Origin of the sequence: Desulfomicrobium macestii (genome assembly GCF_014873765.1) — a bacterium.
Lineage (GTDB): Bacteria > Desulfobacterota > Desulfovibrionia > Desulfovibrionales > Desulfomicrobiaceae > Desulfomicrobium > Desulfomicrobium macestii.
This window is the reverse complement of sequence record NZ_JADBGG010000008.1, coordinates 87,744-103,372: the sequence shown is the minus strand read 5'-3', so window position 1 is coordinate 103,372 and position 15,629 is coordinate 87,744. Positions and strand designations below refer to the sequence as shown.

At 60.7% G+C, this 15,629-nt stretch carries 11 protein-coding genes; all 11 read right to left on the bottom strand.

The window, feature by feature from the left end:
• Positions 1–31: 31 nt before the first annotated feature.
• The 11 genes from H4684_RS07160 to H4684_RS07110 all read right to left on the bottom strand — a co-directional run bounded on the left by H4684_RS07160 (position 32) and on the right by H4684_RS07110 (position 15,606).
• Positions 32–649, bottom strand: a complete 618-nt coding sequence (locus H4684_RS07160; RefSeq protein WP_192623288.1) for a hypothetical protein — start codon at positions 647–649, stop codon at positions 32–34.
• 27 nt (positions 650–676) lie between these two features.
• Positions 677–2,662, bottom strand: coding sequence for a T6SS phospholipase effector Tle1-like catalytic domain-containing protein (locus H4684_RS07155; RefSeq protein ID WP_192623287.1), 1,986 nt, complete (start codon positions 2,660–2,662; stop codon positions 677–679).
• A 21-nt stretch (positions 2,663–2,683) separates the two neighbouring features.
• Entirely contained in the window at positions 2,684–3,364 is a 681-nt protein-coding gene (locus tag H4684_RS07150) for a hypothetical protein (RefSeq protein ID WP_192623286.1), read from the bottom strand.
• 14 nt (positions 3,365–3,378) lie between these two features.
• Complete coding sequence (locus H4684_RS07145; protein WP_192623285.1) at positions 3,379–4,305, bottom strand: DUF4123 domain-containing protein; 927 nt, start codon at positions 4,303–4,305, stop codon at positions 3,379–3,381.
• Complete coding sequence (locus H4684_RS07140) at positions 4,295–6,400, bottom strand: type VI secretion system Vgr family protein (protein ID WP_192623284.1); 2,106 nt, start codon at positions 6,398–6,400, stop codon at positions 4,295–4,297. Before H4684_RS07140 ends, H4684_RS07145 begins: the two co-directional genes overlap by 11 nt.
• A 202-nt stretch (positions 6,401–6,602) precedes the next feature.
• Positions 6,603–8,405, bottom strand: coding sequence for a protein-disulfide reductase DsbD family protein (locus H4684_RS07135; RefSeq protein WP_092193911.1), 1,803 nt, complete (start codon positions 8,403–8,405; stop codon positions 6,603–6,605).
• A gap of 247 nt (positions 8,406–8,652) precedes the next feature.
• A complete protein-coding gene (gene ldhH, locus H4684_RS07130) occupies positions 8,653–10,791 on the bottom strand; it encodes an L-lactate dehydrogenase (quinone) large subunit LdhH (RefSeq protein ID WP_192623283.1) in 2,139 nt (712 codons plus the stop codon).
• Positions 10,791–11,423: a LutC/YkgG family protein gene (locus H4684_RS07125; protein WP_192623282.1), complete on the bottom strand. Its 633-nt coding sequence runs from the start codon at positions 11,421–11,423 to the stop codon at positions 10,791–10,793. The genes ldhH and H4684_RS07125 overlap by 1 nt, the downstream gene beginning before the upstream one ends.
• Before the next feature lie 179 nt (positions 11,424–11,602).
• Positions 11,603–12,127 (bottom strand): HEAT repeat domain-containing protein, encoded by a 525-nt coding sequence (locus H4684_RS07120; protein WP_092193908.1) that lies wholly within the window; start codon positions 12,125–12,127, stop codon positions 11,603–11,605.
• 119 nt (positions 12,128–12,246) lie between these two features.
• Entirely contained in the window at positions 12,247–12,696 is a 450-nt protein-coding gene (locus H4684_RS07115; RefSeq protein WP_192623281.1) for a cupin domain-containing protein, read from the bottom strand.
• A 96-nt stretch (positions 12,697–12,792) separates the two neighbouring features.
• Positions 12,793–15,606 (bottom strand): FAD-binding and (Fe-S)-binding domain-containing protein, encoded by a 2,814-nt coding sequence (locus tag H4684_RS07110; RefSeq protein WP_192623280.1) that lies wholly within the window; start codon positions 15,604–15,606, stop codon positions 12,793–12,795.
• Positions 15,607–15,629: the final 23 nt, after the last annotated feature.

Sequence of the window (15,629 nt, the reverse complement as noted above, 5' to 3'; positions counted from 1 at the left end):
CGGTATGATTTCGCAAACAACCATGGTTTTTTCAGGATGTTGAATCCTCGCCGTTGTCGCCATTTATCCAGCAATACGTATTTCTGACTCTTTTTGAAAATATGAAATAAAACAGAATTATAGCGGAAATTGGTGCGATGTATCTTGGAAACAACATTGCCGGCTTGGCATGCTGGAAGAAATAATTGTGAATAAACAGAATTCCAGAATAAATTATTGCCATGTTGACGGCAAAGTGCATTCCTCGAATGAGGAAAACGACACATATGATCGCAAAAAGTCCCAATATAAATGACATGACATAATAAAAAACAAACAGATTGCTATATGTTGGATCTGACAGGTCGAACATCCTGACCACGAAAAACATGAAAATATTGAAGATACCTGTAAGAAGAATGCCTGTTATGGCACACCCCAGCCCGCCATCCTTCCCCCGTGGCGCCTGAGGAAAAGGAATCTGCCCTGGCAGTCTGGCCAGAAGGCGTTCTCTGGGACTTGCGGTCCTGCCTGGTGCGCTGATTTCCGGAAAAAGTTTTGTCATGGGTGCTCCTCTCGACGTGGTTGGATCTGGTTTTGGATGCAGTGCCGTGCCCGGGTGTGTATCGTCCCCGATGATGGGTTCGAGACAGGCAATGCCGCTGCTCATCAAGAATTCCCGCTGATTAACAGCCTGTTAAAGACCCGCCTGCATCAAAGCCTGCACCAAAGGCCATTTCGAACCGTCCTTTTCCAGCTTGTTCGGGTAGATTTCGCGGCTTCCCGAGGGATCGAGCTGCATCCCGATGCTGTAGGGAAACCGTGTCCGCGGCCTGAGGGCCAGGCGGTCAACGCACCTGTTTTCCGTCGCGGAGACATGTACGTATTTTTCCCACAAGTCTTGCGGCAGTTCGTCAACCGGGTTGTCCACCAGGTGCTGCAGGTCTTCGGGAACAATGTGGAGCGGATCAGTTTCATCCAGAGTTTTGAACGGGACTCCTGCATCCACGGCCTTGCGGTGCATGATGTGCAGGGGGACGTTGGCGTACCCGTTGTAGGTGAGCTTGTCGCGCATGAGGCGCACATAGAAGTGTACGACTGGAACTGCATCATGGCTTACCTCCCAGTGCAGGGTGAAATGCCAGTGGGGCGGGAGTTCCCCTTCTTCGCTAAGGATGCCTTTTCCTCGGGCACGCTCCAGTATTGCCTGGCGGGCGCGCTGTTCCCGATCTTGAGGAATGACGAATGGACCTTGCCGGTTGACAAGGTCTGTACTTAATGAACCGCAATATTCTTCATCCATGAGTAGCGCGCATTTTTCCAACAACTGATATCCGCCGCCGATATCCGCATGCGCCCCGGCCAGGACAATCTCCTCGCCGTCCCCGGGATGAATTCTGGTGAGCGGGAAATATTCGCGCCAATCCTGGGCGGCCACAAGATGCAAGATATTCCGGGCGCACCCCGCGGGCAGCCCCAGGTCGTAAAAGAGTTCGTTGTCGTTACCGGGAATGAATATGGAACCTACGGTATCGAACAGGCCAACGAAGCGGATGCTCACGTTGGCCAGGGCCGGATAGCGCAAGGCTGCATTGTTCTGACCGCCATGCTTGTCATGGTCGGCGTCGGGAAGGGTGACCAATTCCCCGAACGGAAGCGATTCGTCCGAGACGGGAACGGGCTTTTGACTCATGTCCGGCAGCCCTGCCAGGATCACATTGACGAAATGCCTGGCCAGGGCGGCGCCCCGGCTGAAGCCGAACAGGTCGATGGTAACGGATGAGGGCATACTGCCCCAGCCGGAGAGGACGTTATTGAGAATATCGAGCATCTCCTGCCTGGCCTTGGGAATCCGCTTCTCGGCTCCTTCGCAGAATGCGGCAAAGGCCAAGCCCAGGTTGGCGGCGCCCCCGCTCGTGACGCCCTTGCCTTCCCTGGTGCCCACTCCTCGAATGTAAATGCGCTTTTTGATGACACCGTTTTGATCTTTGCCCTGTTCATCGAATTGATACACATCATACAGCTTGGCCACATTGGTCAGCCCGGATATGCCCGGGCTTGCCGGATGGCAGTCCCGCCTGGCCTGGCGCACCGCCTCTTCCCGGCGTCGGCGTTCGGCATCGGCCTGCCGGGCGCGCTGCTCTGCCGTCCTGGCCCGTTCTTCGACGTCTTTGCTCGTCACGGCCAGATGACGCAGGCGAAGGAGCGCGCTGTCTTCCTGTTTGTGGAGTTGCTCAAGGGCCGCTCTGCCAGCGGTCCGTTCGGCGGCCGTGCGGCCGCTGGTGGCCATGACCCTGACGCGAGTGATCTCCCTCCCAAGGGACTGCCATTGACTCGTGACCTGATCGGTTTGAACCCGCAACTGTTCGGCTTCGCTCTGATAGGCCTTGACATCCGACCACGCCCGCTCGGCCACCGCAGCCGCATCGGCTTCGGCGCGCTGGCATTGCTGGAGGTGTTCTTGGGCCTGATTCTGCTGACGCTCTTTGCCACCCTGCATCCATGTGTGATCAATGGCGCTTTGTTCTTCGTCGAATTTTCTTTCGTTTCCCGTGCCGTCGAAAAAGATGCCGATATGGAGTTTGGGTCCGAAACACGGCAGAACAGCTGGATTCGGAGTGTTGGGAATATGCGCTGTGGCCGCTTGAAGCTCCTTCAGAAACTGCGCAGATCTGTTGCCCATAGGAGGTCTCCTTTTCAGTTATTATTGATTGATGCTTTCTCGTTTGGGTTGTGTAGCTGCTGGCGCTGGATCAGGCTGCATGGGGATTTCGCATTCCTGACGAGCCTGCTTGGTTCTGTTCGTGTATTTTTTTGGATCTCCATCTATCTCATACCCTTGAACCGTGCCGAGGAGCGTGTACACCCACTTGTCTTCGGGTATCGTTATTGGGGCGTTATAGTCTGTACCGAAGAGCCAGAGGCGGACCTTCCCGTTTTCGGAAAAATCATAGATCAGTGAGAATTTAAACCGCCTCCAGTCACGCAGTGAGAAGGCAAAGTCCTTGGCTCGCTGCGGCATGGACGGATCATCGATGAGGGCCTCGTAGTAGCGTTGCTGACTGAAGTTGAACCATTGGAAGAGGGCACGCTTTGGCAGAGGCATTGGACTGTTGGACGCCTTCCCTCCAATCCTGGGCGGCCCGAGTTCTCGTGGACGCACATAATTTCCCCCACTGCACCATCCCCCGCCTGCGTGGCCGGTTGATCCAGCCGATTGTCTGTCAAATCGAACGCGTTCGACCCAGACGAAGCCCTGGGCATTCAAGCCCATTGCCTCGATCACGGGCTCACTGCGCCACTTGATGGCAACGGTCAGCGACCAGGCCGCAAGGTACAGGACGGCGATGATGAGGACGGACTTGGCGGGAGGTGGAATCTTCATGACGGATTCCGTACTCACTCCCCGGACAATTCATCGGGGAGGTTTGCCAGCAGTTCCGGAAAGGGCCTCGTTGTGTCCGACGCCTTCATCCATTGGGCTACGGAAGTGGTCCCAAAGATGTTTGCGCCCACGTCAAGGCAGTAGGCCACACCGGCAGCCATGTCGGCCATCCCGCAGATGCCGAGGTCATCCAGGGACCGGCATACGTTTTCCACAAAGAAGAATGCCTCTGGGACAGGCATGTCCGTGAGCCGGCTGGCCTGTTTCAGGGTCGACGCCTCATGGAGCACTGCGTACGGCGCATTGTGCCGGGCCATGAAATTCAGGAGTTCATGCTGTAGTGGTTCCGATGGGCATTCCCGGAGGATTTCCGGTGTGCCTTCGCGCAGCTCAAGGGCTTCCGCCCTGCCCGGCTCCCAGGCATGCAGGCACTCGGCCGGCCCGACGGCCCGACGGCACCATGTTTTGTCCCCAAAGTAGGTCAGGGCATGCAGGACACGAGGATCGTAGAATCGCAGGAGCCCGGTTCCGGCATCGGGCAGGGGAATTTCCAGCAGATTCTGAAGGTGCTCGAAGAGGTCGTTCTCTTTTCCTTCGGTCACGGCATAAAGGACACCGATGGGGGAAATTTCCGCATTGGTCAGCAACCAGTCCGCGATTTTTCCGCCAGGCTGGAGCGCGACGAAAATCGGTCCCTTGAGGCTGATTTCAGACAACATGGTGTTCATGAACAGCGGCCAGATTTCTTCACGTTCCTGGTGAGTCCAGAGCAGGCCGGGAAGATCGGGGTCCGAGGCGGGATCGATGACAGCGCACCATTTTCGACTGTTTTCCCGGGTCATCCGGTCTCTGATTCCGGCGCGCCACTCCTCGAATTCACGGGGACCATGCGTCTGCGTGACGCAATCCGAAACAAAACCTTTCAAGATATCATTCGACATCGGCGCCCCCCGGCTGCTTCCGGCCCCTGGATTCTTCGCAAACCATGCAGACGCCCGAAGCCCAGGCCTGAGACTTCTCCAGGCTGTTGGCCATGGAAGGTTCCCGTATGGCGGATCGCTGCACATCCATGCCTTTTTCCACCGTCTGCGACATTGCAGGCAAAAGCGGCCTCGCCCCCGAACCCGTCCCCGGACTCCCACCCGAGTTGATCCTGACCTTCGCGCCCCCGACGTACACCCCTGACGAGTCGATCCTGATGAAGCTGCCGCCGGCCTTGATGGTCAGTTCCGCGCCGGCCTCGATGACCGCCTTGCGGCCCGCCGCCCCGTGGACCTCTCGGCCTGCACGGACAAGCCACTTCTCCTGGACGTGCGTGTGGCTGCTGCCTCTGACCGTCAGATGATCGTCGGCCAGAAGCTCGATCTTGCGGTCCTTCTCCACCGTCTGCTGATCTTCGCCCTTCACCGATGAATAGGAAAAGTTGTCCACCGCACGATGCTGATCATGGAGGATGTGTTCTTTCCAGTCGTTCTTGACGTATGCATTCACGTCCTTCTCGGCGTGAACGTAGATCTCTTCTTGCCCCTTCTTGTCCTCGATGCGCATCTCATTGAATCCGCGTGGTTCGCCGTCGATTCCCGGTGTGGACATGGATTTGAAGACCGTGCGCGTCTTGTGCTCGGGCAGCGGGTAGGGAACCGGATTGGCGGCGTTATAGACTCGGCCGGTAACGATGGGCCGGTCCGGGTCGCCCTCAAGGAAGGAGACGATGACCTCCTGCCCGATCCTGGGGATGGCCATGGTGCCGTACTGCCCTCCGGCCCAGCCCTGGGAGACGCGAATCCAGCAGGTCGTTTTTTCGTCGAAAGCGCCAAGCCTGTCCCAGTGGAACTGCACCTTCACCCGGCCATGCCTGTCCGGAAAGATCTCCTCGCCGCCCGGGCCGGTCACGATGGCGGTCTGATCGCCGATGACGGGATTTTTGGGGTGGTCCAAAGCGGGCACGAAGCGGGTCGTGTCCGGGATGGCCATTAGGCTGGCAAGGTACGTCATGCCCCGGTCCGGGGCCTCGTGCTCTAGCACCTGCGGCTGCTCGCCCCGGTGCGTGACGCGCACCGCCCACCAGCGGTCGTTGAGGTCTGGCCTTGGATGCTCGTGAAGCTCGAAGACATGGCCGGGAGTCATTCTCGAGACGTCCGTCGTCGCCTCGATGCGGCGGCTCAGGCTGAAATGGCGCAAAAGCTCAAGGCTTGCGTAACGGTTGCCGTCCTTTTGCAGTTGGTAGAGGTGGGGATAATGGTATTGCTCAAGGGTCATGCCGACGGGGACCGGGGCCTTGAGCGGGTCCGCCTCCAGCTGGCCGACCTCAAGGTTCAGGCGCGTTTTTTCAAAATTCCATTCCCGGAAGGTGCAGGCGTCGCTGCCGATGGTCCGGCGCAGTTCGACGGTTCTGACGGTTGGCGCATCCGTTTCGGTGCCCGCTCCGGGATGGAAGCGCAGCAGGCTCTCGCCCCCGATCAGGGGGCCGCCCTCCCGGTCCGAGAAGCAGAGCACGTGGCGGTCCTGGAAATGCTCGAAGTAGAAATAGATGCCCTCCTCCTCGCAGAGCCTTGAGATGAAATGAAGGGCCGTCTCGCCGTATTGCACGCAGTATTCGCGCGGCGCGTAGTCGAAGAAGCACTTGAAGGCGTAGGAATCGCCGGTGAAGTTCTGCTCTTTCAGCACCTGCTCGATGATCCGGGGCACGCTCATGTTCTGGAAGATGCGGTGGTCCGTGACCAGCCCCAGAAACCACAGGCGCGGGACCAGAACGGCCAGGTAGTGGGTGCGGACATTGGCGGTGTGCAGTTGCGTGAAGCGGCGGATGACGCCGTTGACATGACGCACGCCGCCGCTTTTGTCGGCGATGCCAAGGCAGGCGGGCCGGCCCAGAAGCTCGGCAAAATCAAGACACGCCGAATCGTGGACCAGTTCGATTTCGAATTCGTAGGGTTTGTGGACCTCTTCGGTGCCGGAAAAGGCGTAGACACGCAGATCGGAATGGGCGGGAGTGTCGAATGTGAACCACGAGCTGTTTGCTGACGGATGCGGCATGGATTCTCCTTGTGTGACGGGAAACGGCGGGCTTTTTCATTCCAGTTTGCCAGCGATTACCGCGTCGCACATTGGGGAGAATGTGTAGTTTTTTTCAAAAATTATGGGGATAGAGAGGAAAATGCAGGCTTGAAGGCGAAGGAGAGGTCAGGAGATGCGGGGAGCTGCAAAGGCGCGGGCAGGTGCCCGCGCTATCGGATATTCAGGGTAATTCCTGGTCCAGGGCTTCCTTGAGCTGACCGCCGGTGAAGAGGTCCCGCAGCACAAGCGGGCTGTCCGGATTGCCCTTGGGGAAGATGGCCAGGATGGGGATGGACTTGGAGCCCAGGCTTTCAAGCAATGCCATCAGTTCGGGATCGTGGCGGGTCAGGTCCACGCGCATCAGGATGGCGTCATGTTCCTTGGCGAACGCGGCGCTCTTTTCCGGGGTGAGCACGGTCTTTTCCAGAAACTTGCAGTTGGGGCACCAGTCCGCCGTGAAGTCCAGGATCAGGTTTTCCTGTCCGCGCAGGGTTTCGAACTGTTGCATGTCGAAGTTTTTCCAGGGGTCCGGATGTCCTTCCGGGCGAAAGAGGAACGCGGCGGCAAGAACGACCAGGGCGACGGCGATGCCGCGAATGGACCATCTGCGCGTGCGGCTCTGGCTGAGGCTGGTCCATTTTCCCCAGATCCAGGCCGAAAGGGCGATGGTCCACAGCAGAATGAGCACGTTCACGTATTCCGAGGTCGGCAGAAGGCCGAAGAGATATACGCAGGTCGCGGCCAAAAGAAAGCCGAGTATGCGCTCCAGGTGCAGGGTCCAGGCGCCGGGTTTGGGCAGGAAGCGGTACAGGCCGGGGAAGAGAGCCATGGCCAGGTAGGGCGAGGCCATGCCCAGTCCGATGCAGCTCAGCACCAGGGCGATGATGTCCGGGGGCTGGATCAGGGCCCAGGCCAGGACGCCGCCCAGAAATGGCCCGCTGCACGGGGTGGCCAGGATCGTGGCCAGGATGCCAGTGGTGAAGGATTCAAGGCGCGGATGGTGCACGACTCCCTTGGCCTTGCCTTTGAGGTCGATGAGCGGCAGATCGTAGACCCCGAACAGGCTCAGGCAAAGCGCGAAGACAATGGCGGTCAGGGTGATGATGGCTGCAGGTTCCTGGAAAATCTGTCCCCAGGCCATGCCGGTGACGGCGATGATTCCCGCCAGGATCAGAAAATAGAGCATCATCCCGAGGGCGAAGAACAGGTTGTGAGTGCGAAAGGCGAGCCGCTGGCTTTTGGGCACGCTGTCCGCCGCCGGAATGAAGGAGCGCAGCTTCAGGGTGATGACGGGGAGCACGCAGGGCATGAAGTTGAGGATCAGACCGGCCAGAAAGGCCAGCGCAGCGGCCTTGGAAAGGGTGTGGACTTCAAGGCCCGGAGAGAAATAGCGGGGCGAGAGCGCCCGTGCGGCGGGCGTTTGCGCCACTTCGCCAGAGGTGACAGGCTCAAGGCCAAGGCCCGAGTCCGGCCCCGGGGCGGCCTGCACAAAGCGGGGCCACCAATCCTGTTCCTCGGCGGGCGGCAGGGCTTTTGCCGTTGTGATCACAAGCTCCAGTTCTTCCTTGATGGGCTGGCAGGTGGTCGAGGAACAGAGCAGGGCCTTGATCCCAACCACGACCGTGGCGGGTCCGTCGGGCAAGGGAATGAAAAAGGGCGTCGGGCCGTCGTAGAGTTCAACGATGAGGCTGGGGTCAAGGGGATCCGGCCCCGGTGTCGGCGGCGGGTAGAGAGGAGAGATGACCTGCCCGTCGCGTGTCGCCCGAATTTCCGTGGGGAACCCGGACGGCCCCTGAATGTAACCGTAAGCGTGCCAGTCGGGGCTGGGCGTCAGGGTCAGCACGGCGAGAACGGGAGCCTCTACGTTGTCTGTGCGGTAGGCCTGCAGTGAAATCCGGTACGGCTCTTCGGCCCGCGCACCGGCTGGAGAGGCCAAGGTCAGGAGTACGAGGCAAATCAGGAAAAACCTGGACTGAAATATCATTGTCTCTTGGGGGTTGAAGTGTGCTTCGGCAACGCGCCGCTGAATTAATACTTTTAAGAGGTTTGCGCACGCGAAGCAAGAACGGGAAGAGCCTATTTCTTTGGATGAAGTTTTCTGACCGCAAGAATAGGTCCCATACGACCTATAGGACCTATTCTTGGATAAAAAATGCCGGGAGCCTTCCACTGGAAGACTCCCGGCGCGCAAGGAGAGAAAAGTTCGGGCCGGGACAAACCCGGCCCGTCATTTATTTGAGATGGTCGGCCAGCACTTCGGCGATGTGCCGCACGGCGAAGCCGGACTTGTTCACTTCAGCGCCGCCGCGCAGCTGCATGATGCAGCCCGGGCATTCGGTGACCAGCACTTCCGCTCCGGTGCGGCCCGCGTCGGTCAGCTTGTTCTTGAGGATCTGCTCGGAAATCCCCGGGAACTTGGCCGAGTAGGTGCCGCCGAATCCGCAGCAGACCTGCTCCTGCTCCGCCTGGGCGTATTCATAGCCGCCCAGGGCCAGAAGCTGGCGGGGCTGCTCGACCACGTCCAGGCCACGGCAGAGGTGGCAGGGGGCGTGCAGGGTGGCGCGCTCCTGGGTCTGCTTGAAGCCGTCGGCGGTCACGCCCAGCACATCGGTCATGAAGGCCGAGAAGGGGATGACCTTTTCGGCGAAGGCCTTGGCCTCGGCGTCGTTTTCACCAAGCAGGAACGGGTAGTTGTGCTTGAGGTGAGACGCACAGGAGGCGCACAGGGTGATGATGTAGTCATAGTCGCCGCTCATGGCCGCGATGTTCTGCTTGGCCACGTCGACACCCGCTTTCTTTTCGCCCATCATCTGCAGCGGCAGGCCGCAGCAGGACTGGTCCATGGGGAAGTCCACGGCCACGTTGTGGGCGGCCAGAACTTTCACCGCGGCTTCCAGCTGTTCCGGATAGACGAAGTCCTGCACGCAACCCGAGAACAGGGCGATGCGGTACTTGGGTGCGGAAACAGTGGGTTTCAGCGCCGCGAAGCGATCCCGGAAGGGCTTGGCGGCAATGGCCGGCAGCGCCTTGAAGCCGTGATCCTTGGAGAAGATGTGCGGCAGATGGCGGATGTACTGCGTGCCTCCGGTCAGCGGACGCTGGGCCATCTTGGCCGTGCGCAGGAAGGCATGGAACAGCTTGCGGTTCTTGAGCAGCTTGCCGAGCAGCATGGACGGCAGCGGGTGGCCGTCTTCGTCCAGGATGCGGGCGTGGATTTCCTTGATCAGCAGGGGCAGGTCGATGCCCGCCGCACAGATGTGCTTGCACGCCTGGCAGTTGATGCAGTTCTGGACCAGGTTCTTGGCCTTGTCCTTGCCGTGGAAGAAGTAGGTCAGGATAAGGCCGATGGCGCCGATGTAGATGTGTCCCATCTGGTGGCCGCCGACCATGCGGTAGACCGGACAGACGTTGGCGCAGGCGCCGCAGCGCACGCAGCGAAGCACCTGGGCGAAGAGGGGATCCTTGGCCATCTCGCTTCTGCCGTTGTCAAGGAAGATGATGTGCATCTCTTTCTTGCCGCCAGGGGCGGTCTGACACTCGTTGGCGCCGCTGATCCAGGTCACGTAGGAGGTGATGGCCTGACCCGTGGCGTTCTTGGGAACGACACGCAGGATCTTCAGGGCGTCCTCAAGGCTGCCGCAGAGCTTGTCGATGCCGGCGATGGCCACATGCACGCGGGGCAGGGTGGTGACCAGGCGGGCGTTGCCCTCGTTGGTCATGAGGCCGATGGTGCCGGTTTCGGCGATGGCGAAGTTGGCTCCGCTGACGCCCATGTCCGCATCGGCGTATTTCTGGCGCAGCTCGCGGCGGGCGACCTTGACCAGACGCTGGATGTCCGAGGACTGGTCATGCTTGGTGACCTGCGAGAAGAGCTCCGCGACCTGGTAGCGGGACAGGTGAATGGCCGGCATGACCATGTGACTGGGGCCTTCGTGCCGCAGCTGGATGATCCATTCGCCAAGGTCGGTCTCGACCACTTCGAGTCCGTCTTTTTCCAGGCGGTGGTTCAAAAGGGTTTCCTCGGCCGTCATGGACTTGGATTTGACGATGATCTTGCACTTGTTCTCGGCAGCGATGCGGGCCACGATCTCGTTGGCCTCGTCGCCGTCCTTGGCCATGTGCACTTTAACGCCGTTCGCTTCGGCCTTGGCCTTGAACTCGGCATAAAGTTCGTCCAGGCGGTTCAGGCCAGCGTCCTTGGCCTTGGCCACTTCTTCGATCAGGGCCTCCACGTCGTATTCGCGGAAGGCATTGGCCCGGCCCACGGGGTAGGCCGTGGCGAATTTGTCCATGGCTCCGCGCAGGAAGGTGTTGTCCAGAGCTTCGCGCAGTTCCTCGTTATATTCGGAAAGATTTTTGGCCTTCTGCATTATTTGTCCTCCAGAATCAGGATGTGCAGTTCCAGGGGCCCGTGCACGCCCAGGGCCAGAACGCGTTCGATGTCAGCGGTGCGGCTCGCGCCGGTGACAAAGGCCAGATAATTGGGTTTCTGGCTCATGAAGCCCTTGAGTTCGGCGTACATGTCCTCGGCCGTGGCGCGGATGCGTGATTTGGGGATGACCGCGACGTGGATTTCGCTGACCATGGTGGCCAGACGCAATTCCTCGCTGGAGGAATCGATGACCAGGCTGCCGGTCTCGCCGATGCCGTAGTCCGCGACCGTGAACCCGATGTCGATGCCGGCCAGATGGCCGCGCATTCCGTCCTTGATGACGGAGATCTGGCGTTCCGCGGCCTGCTTGAGCAGCTCTGCCATGTCGGCATCGTTCAGGGCGGGGGCGGCGATGATCTTGCCCCATTCTTTCAGTTCGCACAGATCCTTGCCCTTGTCGGACAGGGTTTCCTCACAGCCGCTCATGAGCAGCTGACAGGCTTCTTTCTGGGCGCACAGATCAACAGTATAGGCAATGGCCTGAGCCATGGAGTCCACTTCCGAGACAATGGCCGAGACGATTTCCGCTTTTTTCCGAAACTTTTCCAAAACCTCTGGGGTTGGTCCCATACGTCCTCCTGGGTGAATTCATTTGGCATTCCATACGCAGGATGCGTGCCAGCTCGTCCTGCGGATTTTAATTCAATTATCCCAATATCTTGATTGCAATAGGTGCTTTGCCGCAAATTTAATTTGTGCTGAATTGTGTGATTTCACCCAGCATGGATGGGGGGATTGGCGCAGTCTTGTCATCGGGAGGCGGCCTTGTCCCGCAAGCGTTTGAGCATTTCCGACGCGGCGATGCCCCCGGCTTCCGTCAGTTCGCCAAATTCAAGGGCTTCGCGGATCGTGTCCAGCAGATCGTCGAATCCGGAAGCCTTCTGCTTGGAGAAGACATGGTGCGCTCCCTCGCGCAGGGCCACGGACTCGACTCCACGGTCGATCAGGGCCTGCAAAAGCGGCCGCCACGCTTCCTGCCCGAGATTTTCCAGTGCCACGGCCGCGAGCCAGGACACATCGGAGTTTCGGTCTTCAAGCGCATCGACCAGCGCCGGTGCGGAGTCCGGTTCGCGCAACGTCCCGAGGGCCTTGGCAGCGGCCCAGCGCACATGGTGGTCCTTGGCGGTGAGCAGAGCTTCGCACAGGGGCGCAACCGCCGGTTTTCCCAGCGCTTCCAGCCCTTCCCGCCCTTTTTTGCGGATCAGTCCGTCCTTGTGAGCCAGCATGGCCATGAGGGCCGGTATTTCCGAGAGCCCTGATTCTTCAGCGTTCATGATCGTTCCCGTGGTGAATTGTGCCTGATTAACTTCTACTGTTAAGCACGATTCGGGGAAAAGTCCCGCGTAAAGTTCAGGGCCGATTCATTCCCGGATGCAGGACAGCCGCCCCTCAATCACTCGGGCGCGGAAAGCGTGATCGGCGCGCCGCTGGTGCCTGCATAAAAGACGATGATCTCCGCCGGTTCGTCGCCTTCGTTCACGCCGTAATGCTCGGTATAGACCAGTTCGACGATGGGATCTCCGGCCTTGAGATGCAGCTTCTCGCCGTTGGCGGCTACGACTGTGAGCTGACCGCTGAGCAGCACTCCGGCATTGATGACCGGATGGGTGTGCGTCTTCAGGCGGGTTCCCGCAGGGATGGCGATACGCAGGATGGTGATCTCGGGTTGGCCCCCGGGATAGGCGGGCAAGGTTTTCTTGTTCCAGCTCTCGGTGGTTTTGACGAGCTCCCTGACGACGGCGGGACCGGCGTGCGCATCGTGCTCTTTTTGCCGCGCCGCGCAGCCGGTCTGAAGGATGAGCAAAAAGGACATGGCCGCAAGGAGGAGCGAGGTTTTCTTCATGGTACCGCCTGGTTATGAAATGGTGAAAGGATCATTCGGAGCTTTTGCTGTTTGAAATTTCATTGCATCCGTTTTTGCGCGGCATGAAAAATCGGCTCATTCATCCGGCCTGGAGCATTCCTCCAGCAGATACAGGATGTTGCGGTACGGGATGCCCCCGTGCAGGCTCAGGCCGATCTCGCATGTGCGGGATGTGGAATAACCTTCGCCGCACTGCGCGACCTGCGCGGCAAGCCCGGCCAGGGCCGAGGCGTTCAGGTCCGGTCGATGAAAGCCCTTGTCGCCGGAGAATCCGCAACAGAGGATGCCCTCGGGGAGGACGACGCTCGCGGCCAGGCGGTGCGCCAGGTCCGTGAAGGCATCTGTCAGGCCCATGAGACGGGTGGAGCAGGTCGGGTGCAGGGCGATGGTGCGCCGCGCCGGTTTCAGTTGCAGGCGCGGAAGCAGGAAAGTCTGGGCGAATTCGATGGGCTCGAAGAGGGCAAGGCCGCGAATCTCTTTTTTCATGCGCGCAAGACACGGGCTGGTGTCGCAGAGAATGGGATGGCGGCCGTTCTCGGACGCCTCGCGCAGCGCGCGTTCAAGCTCCAGGATCTTCGATTGGGCCTGATCGAAGAGTCCCTTGGTCTCAAATGCCTTGCCGCAGCAGAGTTCGTTCACGTTGCCCGGGATGCGCACCGTGAACCCGGCCCGTTCGAGCAGGAGCCGCGTGACTTCGGGCAGGGGGGGCAGACGGTCCCCGCGGGTGTCGCCCATGGTCCGCGTGGCGCAGGACGGCAGATAGACGACCACGTCCCGATCGGTGGCGCAGCCGGGCTTTCCGGCAATCGACACCGCCGCGCGGGGCAGGTGTTTTTGCCACAGGGGCAGCCTGTTGCCGCTCAGCCTCGTCAGGATGCGGCTCACGGCCTCCATTTTCAGATCACCGAGGGCCAGGTGCGCAAGGTCGGCCGCGCCCAGCACGCCGCGCACAAGTGATGTAGCGGTGTTGAAATGCGTCGCCACCCTTGCGGCCGCCGTGCGCGTCAAGGGAGTGGCTGCTTCATGGCGCAGATCCCGGATGAAGGAGGCCACGTCGATGCTCAAGGGGCAGCGGGTGGTGCACAGCCCGTCCGTGGCACAGGTCGATTCGCCCAGTTCCGTGAAAGCCTCGCGCCATTGCCGTGCCTCGTCGTCACGTCCATCCTGTTCCAGGCGGGTGATTTCCCGCCAGGCCGCGATGCGCTGGCGCGGCGTGAAGGCGATGTGCCGCGAGGGGCAGACCGGCTCGCAGAATCCGCAGTCCACGCACATGTCGATTTTTTGATGGCTGGTCAGGGGGAGCTTGAGGCCTTCAAGATGCGCGCTCGGGTCCTCGTTGAACATCACGCCCGGGTTCAGGATGCCGTGCGGGTCGAGCAGCTTCTTGATTTCCCTCATGATCGCATGGATCGGATCTCCCCACTCCTGACGCACGTAGGGGGCGATGGCCCGGCCCGTGCCGTGTTCGGCTTTGAGGGACCCGTCGAAGTCCTGAGTGATGAGGGTTGCCAGGTCATCCAGAAATTCGTGCAGGCGCCTCAGCTCCGCAGGGTCGCTTATGCGCGTGGGCAGGGTGAAGTGGAAATTGCCGTGAAAGGCGTGCCCCATGATTCCGGCATCATAGCCGTGGCGCTTGAAGAGGCGCTGGAAGGCGGCGCAGCCTTCGGCCAGGCGTTCCACCGGAATGTTGATGTCTTCGGTGATGACGAATTCGTCGGCGGCGCGAAAGCTGGTCACCGCCGAGAAGAGGCCGCGCCGGACGGCCCACAGGCGTTCGCATTCGGCCGGGTCGGTGGTGAAGCGGGGCGGTATTACCTGTTCGATATCGACCAGGGCCGCGAGGATCGCCTCGGTATTGCGCGCGAGGGTATCGCTGTCCTCGGCGCGGGTCTCCATGAGCACGGCGCAAGCCTCGTCGCCCAGTTTCCGCAGGATGGGCGGCGCCGAGGGCAGGCCTTCCACGGCGCGGATGGAGGTGCGGTCAAGAAGTTCCGCCGCCTGCACCGGGCAGCCTCCGCGCAGGGCCATGACCGCTCGCGCCGCCGCGTTCAGGTCCGGAAAGATCATGAGCGCCGTGGCCCGCAGGGGATGGACCGGCACCGTGGCCAGGGTCACGGAGCTGACAAAGCCGAGGGTCCCTTCGGATCCGATCATGAGGTGGGTCAGCATGTCCAGGGGATCGCCATATTCGGTCAGGGCGTTGATGGCATAGCCCGTGGTGTTCTTGATGGAATACTTGCGCCGGATGCGTTCCACCATGGCCGGGTCGGCCATGATCCTGCCGCGCAGCGCAAGGAGGCGCTCAAGCACATGCGCATGACTGATGCGCAGCGCGGCCACGCTGTCCGGATCTTCGGTGTCCAGGATCGTGCCGTCGGCCAGGATGAGGCGCATGTGGCGCATGGTCGCGAAGGTGTTCTGGTCCACGGTGCAGCACATGCCGGCGGCGTTGTTGGCGACCATGCCGCCGATGGAAGCGGCCGATGCAGAGGCCGGATCAGGTCCGATGCGGCGGCCGAGGGGGGCCAGCGCGGCATCGGCCTCGCCGCCTGTCAGGCCGCAATGCAGCCGGATGGCCCGTCCCTCGTCCAGGATCTCATGCCTGCGCCAGAACGGACCCCGGATGCGCGCCACGATTTCTTCGCCGGTGGCCTGGCCGTTGAGGCTCGTCCCCGCTCCGCGAAAGGTCACGCCGCCGCCGTGTTCGCGCAGTGTCGCCAGCAGGTTCCGGATTTCGGTTTCATTTTCCAGATCGATGACGGCCTTGGCGCGGGGCTGGTAGATGCTGGCGTCGAGGGCGAAGACGCGCGCCCGCACGGCATCCGGATACAGGCGTTCCGCCGGGACGATACGGGCCAGGGCGGCGGCAAGGGAAGACGGCAATGGCATTGGGCGCTCCAGGGGGTCGGTGC

Excerpts from the sequence above, each read along its gene's own strand:
- ldhH (WP_192623283.1), bottom strand. The coding sequence starts at position 10,791 with ATGCAGAAGGCCAAAAATCTTTCCGAATATAACGAGGAACTGCGCGAA.
- H4684_RS07135 (WP_092193911.1), bottom strand. The coding sequence starts at position 8,405 with ATGATATTTCAGTCCAGGTTTTTCCTGATTTGCCTCGTACTCCTGACC.
- H4684_RS07145 (WP_192623285.1), bottom strand. The coding sequence starts at position 4,305 with ATGTCGAATGATATCTTGAAAGGTTTTGTTTCGGATTGCGTCACGCAG.
- H4684_RS07115 (WP_192623281.1), bottom strand. The coding sequence starts at position 12,696 with ATGAAGAAAACCTCGCTCCTCCTTGCGGCCATGTCCTTTTTGCTCATC.
- H4684_RS07125 (WP_192623282.1), bottom strand. The coding sequence starts at position 11,423 with ATGGGACCAACCCCAGAGGTTTTGGAAAAGTTTCGGAAAAAAGCGGAA.
- H4684_RS07155 (WP_192623287.1), bottom strand. The coding sequence starts at position 2,662 with ATGGGCAACAGATCTGCGCAGTTTCTGAAGGAGCTTCAAGCGGCCACA.
- H4684_RS07120 (WP_092193908.1), bottom strand. The coding sequence starts at position 12,127 with ATGAACGCTGAAGAATCAGGGCTCTCGGAAATACCGGCCCTCATGGCC.
- H4684_RS07110 (WP_192623280.1), bottom strand. The coding sequence starts at position 15,606 with ATGCCATTGCCGTCTTCCCTTGCCGCCGCCCTGGCCCGTATCGTCCCG.
- H4684_RS07150 (WP_192623286.1), bottom strand. The coding sequence starts at position 3,364 with ATGAAGATTCCACCTCCCGCCAAGTCCGTCCTCATCATCGCCGTCCTG.
- H4684_RS07140 (WP_192623284.1), bottom strand. The coding sequence starts at position 6,400 with ATGCCGCATCCGTCAGCAAACAGCTCGTGGTTCACATTCGACACTCCC.
- H4684_RS07160 (WP_192623288.1), bottom strand. The coding sequence starts at position 649 with ATGAGCAGCGGCATTGCCTGTCTCGAACCCATCATCGGGGACGATACA.